The sequence below is a fragment of the Dietzia sp. SLG310A2-38A2 genome, from assembly GCF_014145095.1.
GTDB lineage: Bacteria > Actinomycetota > Actinomycetes > Mycobacteriales > Mycobacteriaceae > Dietzia.
This window is the reverse complement of the sequence record NZ_JAALDX010000442.1, coordinates 1-6,311: the sequence shown is the minus strand read 5'-3', so window position 1 is coordinate 6,311 and position 6,311 is coordinate 1. Positions and strand designations below refer to the sequence as shown.

Annotated in this window: 3 protein-coding genes and 1 pseudogene; 1 reads left to right on the top strand and 3 read right to left on the bottom strand. The window is 69.4% G+C overall.

The window, feature by feature from the left end; translation table 11 throughout:
• From G6027_RS19005 to G6027_RS14645, 3 genes are all read right to left on the bottom strand, one after another.
• Positions 1 to 1,486: alpha-amylase family glycosyl hydrolase (locus G6027_RS19005; RefSeq protein WP_241727160.1), on the bottom strand; the 1,486-nt coding region annotated here is incomplete at its 3' end.
• 2 nt (positions 1,487 to 1,488) lie between these two features.
• On the bottom strand, positions 1,489 to 3,633 hold the full coding sequence (glgX, locus tag G6027_RS14650) for a glycogen debranching protein GlgX (protein ID WP_182637811.1): 2,145 nt from the start codon (positions 3,631 to 3,633) through the stop codon (positions 1,489 to 1,491).
• Positions 3,634 to 3,689: 56 nt separating this feature from the next.
• Positions 3,690 to 5,849 carry an acyltransferase family protein gene (locus G6027_RS14645; RefSeq protein WP_182637810.1) on the bottom strand — a complete coding sequence of 720 codons (2,160 nt, stop codon included), beginning with the start codon at positions 5,847 to 5,849 and terminating at the stop codon, positions 3,690 to 3,692.
• Positions 5,850 to 5,988: 139 nt separating this feature from the next.
• Between G6027_RS14645 and G6027_RS14640 the strand changes: the two are divergent.
• A pseudogene (locus G6027_RS14640) lies at positions 5,989 to 6,311 on the top strand (hypothetical protein); the annotation flags it as partial.

Here is a 6,311-nt window from a genome sequence, read left to right as displayed (position 1 = left end):
TGAGCCGGTAGAACAGCCGGTCCTCCTCGGCCTTGGCGGTGGCCGCGCCGGTCACCTGCGCCAGTCGGATCGATGCCTCGGCCCCCCGGGCCAGAGCTCCGGCCACGAGCCCCAGCACGGGAGCCAGCTCGGGGCGGTCGCGGTGCAGGTCGTCCAGGATCGCCGGCAGGGTGCCGCGCAGGACGGGATAGTCGGCGCGGTAGGCGGGCGTGCGCTCGATCACCGAGACCAGCGCCTCGCGGAGCAGGGCCTCCTCGTCGTCGTCACCACCCGTCACGCCGCTCGGTTCCCGGCCGAGGGCGGCGTCACGCCGCACCGCGCGGGTCAGGCGTCCCAGTTCGGGGGCGAGGTCCTCCAGGACGATCTGCCGCTTGAGGCCGGCGGACTGCTCGTGGACCTGCTCCTCGTCGCCGGGTCCGCCGCAGTACCGGGAGGCCAGCTCGGTCAACCGCGCCTGCCCGCTCTGGTCCACGAGCATCTGGTCGATCAGACGGAGCGCGTCGTAGCCGGTGGTCCCGTCGACGGGCATGGCGGGCTCGAGCACCTCGGTGGGAGCGAGGATCTTCTCCACCAGCAGCCACCGGTCGTCTCCGGCCAGCTCGCGGAGACGCCGCGTGTAACGCACCGGGTCGGCGAGGCCGTCGGGGTGGTCGACCCGGATGCCGTCGACCAGATCCTCCTCGCACCAGCGGCGCACCTCGGCGTGGGTGGCCTCGAAGACCGCGGGGTCCTCCTGGCGCAGCCCGGCCAGCCCGGTCACGGTGAAGAACCGCCGGTAGCCCAGGAGCGGCTCCCGCCAGTGGACCAGTCGGTAGTGCTGGCGGTCGTGCACTTGCTGCGCGGTCCCGCCCCCGGTGCCGGGGGCGACGGGGAAGCGATGGTCGTAGAAGTGCAGCTCGGCCTCGGCAGCGTCCGTGTCGGAGCTGTCGGTGTCTGTGTCGGTGGGGGTGACTGTGTCGGTGGGGGTGACGACGACGAGCTGCTCGACGTCCTCCGGTGAACCCAACACCGGGATCGCGATCCTGCCGTCCGCCCCGTTGGCGAGCTCGGTGTCGAAGTCGAAGTAGGAGAAGTACGGCGACTCCGGTCCCCGGCGCAACGCGTCCCACCACCAGCGGTTCGCCGCCGGACTGTCCACACCCAGGTGGTTGGGGACGATGTCCACCACCAGCCCCAGGCCGTGCTCCCGGCAGGCGGCCCGCAGCGACCGCAGAGCATCGATCCCACCGAGTTCCGCCGCCACCGCGGTCGGGTCCACCACGTCGTACCCGTGGGTCGATCCCGGGGTGGCCTCCAGGATCGGCGACAGATATACCGATCCCACGCCGAGGTCGGCGAGATAGGGGACCAGATCCTCGACGTCGGCCAGGAGGAACCCGCGGCCGTCCGGATCGGAGGCGGGCGTCCGCAGTTGGACGCGGTAGGTGCTCGCCAGGGCCGTCCCCCTGCGCAGCGGCCCGGTCCCGGGCAGGTCCGCGGCGGCCATGGTCAGTTGACCTTGCGCAGCACGATCGTGCCGCGATCGGCCACGGTGATCGTGTCGTCCGAGCCCAGTTCGCCCTCGCGCTCATCGAGGTGGTCGGCGGTGTCCAGGACGACCTCCCAGCTCTCGGCGTACCCGGAGCCGAGCAGAGAGAACTCGATGGGCTCGTGGTGGGCGTTGAACAGCAGGAGGAACGAGTCGTCGACGATCCGCTGGCCACGCTCGTCGGGTTCGTGGATGCCCTCGCCGTTGAGATAGACGGCCAGGGACTTGCCGAAGCCGGAATCCCAGTCCTTGTGGGTCATCTCCGAACCGTCCGGGCTGAACCAGGCGATGTCCTGGGGGTCCTCGTCGTCACGGAGTACCGTGCCGAAGAACCGGCGCCGGCGGAACACCGGATGGTCCTTCCGCAGTCGGACCAGGGTGCGGGTGAACTCGAGGAGGTCCTCTTTCTCCTCGTCGAGTTCCCAGCTCATCCAGGCGATCTCGTTGTCCTGGCAGTAGACGTTGTTGTTCCCGTCCTGCGTGCGGGCGATCTCGTCGCCGTGGGCGATCATCGGCGTGCCCTGCGACAGGATCAGGGTGGTGAGCATGTTGCGTCGCTGCCGGTGTCGCAGACGCAGCACCTCCGGGTCGTCCGTGGGTCCCTCGACCCCGCAGTTCCAGGAGCGGTTGTGGCTCTCGCCGTCGTTGCCGTCCTCGCCGTTGGCGTCGTTGTGCTTCTCGTTGTAACTGACCAGGTCGTTGAGGGTAAAGCCGTCGTGGGCGGTGACGAAGTTGATCGACGCGGTGGGGCGACGTCCGGTGTTCTCGTACAGGTCCGACGAACCGGTGAGCCGGGAGGCGAACTCGCCGAGAGTGGCGGGCTCTCCACGCCAGAAGTCACGGACGGTGTCGCGGAACTGTCCGTTCCACTCGGTCCACAGCGGCGGGAAGTTGCCCACCTGGTAGCCGCCCTCGCCTACGTCCCATGGCTCGGCGATCAGCTTGACCTGGCTGACCACCGGGTCCTGCTGGACCAGATCGAAGAACGAGGACAACCGGTCGACGTCGTGCAGCCCCCTGGCCAGGGCGGAGGCGAGGTCGAACCGGAACCCGTCGACGTGCATGTCCAGGACCCAGTACCGCAGCGAGTCCATGATGAGTTGCAGGGAGTGGGGGTGCCGGACGTTGAGGGTGTTCCCGGTGCCCGTGTAGTCCATGTAGTGCTGTTCGTCGCCCTCGACGAGTCGGTAGTAGGCCTGGTTGTCGATTCCGCGGAACCCGATCGTGGGTCCCATGTGGTTGCCCTCCGCGGTGTGGTTGTAGACCACGTCCAGGATCACCTCGATGTTGGCGTCATGGAACGCCTTGACCATCGCCTTGAACTCGCTCACCGCGTCGCCGGGCTTCTCCGCGAACGCGTACTCGTTGTGCGGGGCCAGGAAGCCGAAGCTGTTGTACCCCCAGTAATTCCGCAGTCCCATGTCGATCAGTCGCTGGTCCTGCATGAATTGGTGCACCGGCATCAACTCGATCGCGGTGACGCCCAGGTCGGTCAGGTAGTCGATGATCGCCGGGTGGGTCATGCCGGCGTAGGTGCCGCGCATCTCCGCCGGGATGTCGGGATGCGTGGCGGTCATGCCCTTGACGTGGGCCTCGTAGATCACGGTGTTGTGGTACTCGTGCCGGGGCGCGCGGTCGTTCCCCCAGTCGAAGTAGGGGTTGATCACGACGGTGGTCATGGTGTGGCCGAGGGAGTCCTCGGTGTTGCGCCTGTCCGGATCGTCGAGGTCGTAGCTGTGCAGGCTCGGGTGACCGTCGAATTCGCCGTCGAACGCCTTGCCGTACGGGTCGAGCAGCAGTTTGGAGGAGTCGCAGCGCAGCCCGTTCTCGGGCTCGTAGGGCCCGTGGACGCGGAAGCCGTAGCGCTGGCCCGGGGTGACCCCGAACAGGTAGCAGTGCCAGATATGACCGTCGACCTCGGTGAGCTCGACGCATTTCTCGCCGCCGTCCCTGTCGATCAGGCACAGGTCGACGCGCTCGGCCACCTCGGAGAACAGGGCGAAGTTGGTGCCGGTTCCGTCATACGTGGCACCGAGGGGGAAGGCGGTACCAGGCCAGGCACGGATGAGCTCTGGGGCGGACTGCTGCGCGTCGTCATTGTTCACAGGGCCCAACAGTAGTGCGTATCGGGGCAGGTGCCGGTGTGCTGGGCCCCCGGCGGTCACCACCAGCCGGTCGCGGGCCCCATCTGCCTGGCCAGTTCGCCTGACGCGGACCGGACCCACGACCCCGAGAGGTGGTGGGAATCGTGGTAGACGATCACGTTGCCCACCACGACCGGGCAGTTCGCCGCGTCGCACAGGCCGTCGGTGAGGTCGATCAGCCGGACCGAATCGATCCCGGCCCCGGCGAGTCCGGCCGGATTGATCGGGGCGATGGACCGCTCCCGGGGCATCCCGCACTCCTCGGGTGTTCCGCCGTCTCCCAGGCAGTCCCCGGCTCGGATCGGGCCACGTCCCTGGTTGAGCCACGGGGTGTCCCGGACGGCGATCACGCCGATGCCCTGCTGGTCGAGCGCACGCCACAGGTCCACGTACTGGCGCGGGGTGACGTCCGGGCCCACGACCCCTACCGGCCGGGTGGCGGTGGTGAACACGAAGTCCGGTGCCAGGCCCACGAGGGCGGCCAGGGCGGCGGGCGTCCACTCGGCGCAGCTCTCGTACAGAAGCTCGTCGCTGTCGGACACCGAGGCGTCCAGGGTCAGCGGGCACCCCATCTTGAGCACCGTGACCACGCGGAAGCCGTAGTGGCGCCCGACCTCGTCGAGGCCGCTGATCCAGTGCTCGGCGTGTGAGCCGCCCACCAAGGCAATGGTGCGTGGCGCCGTGACGTCGCCGTACACACACATCTGCACCTCGGCGGACTCGAAGTTCGAGATGCAGCCGTCCAGGGTGCTCACGGGCAGGTCGTTGCCCACTTGCAGCAGGGAGGGGACGTAGTCGGCGTCCTCGGGGACCGGGACGCCGTCGAAGAAGGCGCGCGCCCCGGGGTGGTCCGGGTCGGTGAGCGAATCGACATAGGGCACGGCCGAGCGCGAGGCCGACGTGGCGGTCCACCATCCGACGGTGCCGAGGCTGGCGACGGCGGCCACCACGACGAGGGCGGTGGCCTGGACGAAGCGCCGTTGATCGCGCGCGTTACGGCCGGGCCCCTTGCGCAGCGAGTCACGCTTCTGGGCCGCGGGAGTGGTCCGGCCGCGAGCTCGGCTGGCCATCCGCAGCGGGCGTTCGACGTACTTCTCGGTCAGCAGGGCCAGCACCACGGAGACCGCGACGATCACCAGCCCCGACACCAGGGTGATCTCGGCCTGCCGGTCGTAGGAGAGCCAAAGGATGAGTAGCGGCCAGTGCCACAGGTACAGGGAGTACGAGATGTCGCCCAGGCGTCGGAACACCCGCGCGGACAGCAGCCAGGTGACCGGGTCCCTCCGCGGTGTCGCGCGCTCACCCTCGGGGAGATTGCCGCCGAGGATGATCAGCAGGGCGCCGCCGATCGGGTACCAGGCCAGAGGGCCGGGGAAGTAGGCGGCGCCGTCGATCACGAAGCCGCAGCTCACGATGAGCGCCAGCCCGGCGAGGGTGCTGAGCATGCGCAACGGCCACGGCAGCACGATCCCGGCCAGCAGGATCGCCACGAGGCCACCGACGAGGAGTTCCCACATCCGGGCGCCGGTGTCGTAGTAGTTCCAGGGCTGGTTGACGGTCTGTCCGTAGGCGGACCACCACACCGAGGCCGCGGTGCCCGCGGCCACCACTCCGAGGAGCATCCACTTGGGCGTGCCGCCCCGCGCGACGAGTCGCCACACCGCGGTCAGCCCCAGGACGACGGCGAGGGCGACCAGATAGAACTGCCCCTGCACCGACATGGACCACAGGTGCTGCAGCGGCGAGATGGTGGCGTCGGCCGCCGCGTAGTCCTGGGAGGTGAGCGCGAGTTCCCAGTTCTGGTAGTAGAGCAGCGAGGCGAGGGTCTGCTCGAAGATCGCCGACCACTGGGTAGGGGGCTTGATGAGGATCGTCCCCACCACGGTCGCGGCCACCGTGACCACCAGTGCCGGGTACAGCCGGCGCACCAGTCGCGTGAGATGGGGGATCGGGTTGAGCGCGGTGCCACCGTTCGCCGCGCCGCGCAGGAGCGATCCGAGGAAGAAGAAGCCGGAGAGGGTGAGGAACACGTCGACGCCGCCGGAGACGCGGCCCATCCAGATGTGGAACACCACGACCAGGGCGATGGCCAGCCCGCGGAGCCCGTCGATGTCGTGCCGGTAGGCCATCTTCCCGCGCCGGCGGCGAGCAGGCGAGATCGGAGTGCTGGTGGCCACTGGCGAGTACTTCCTGACGGGTCGTCCGGTGTGTGCAGGCGCCCCGACTCTGCGAGCGCGCGCACCGAAGAGCATGGCGGAGCCGCGTCCGATTACACCACAGACGGTCCTCACCGCCAGCGTTGGTACAGTCCGGCCCATGCTCAGCTCGCCGCCGATTCGCGCCGTGGGGACCCTGTCGGGAGTCATCGGTCCGGCCGTCGTCGCGCTGCTGGTGTGGATCGTGGCGGCACCCCGCTCGGAGTTGCTCTCGGTGGGCGGCGGGAGGGGGTTGCGGCTCCCGGAATCCGGGACGGACGGCGGCAGCCAGCTCCTGATGCTGATCGTCCTCCTCGGCGCCGCGGTGGTGTGTGCCGTGCTGACCTTGTGGCACCGCCACCCGGGTCTACGGCGGCCGGGTGGCGTCCCCGTCCTCGTGGTGCTTCCGGGGCTGACGTGCGCGGTCGCCGCGGCGGCCGCCTC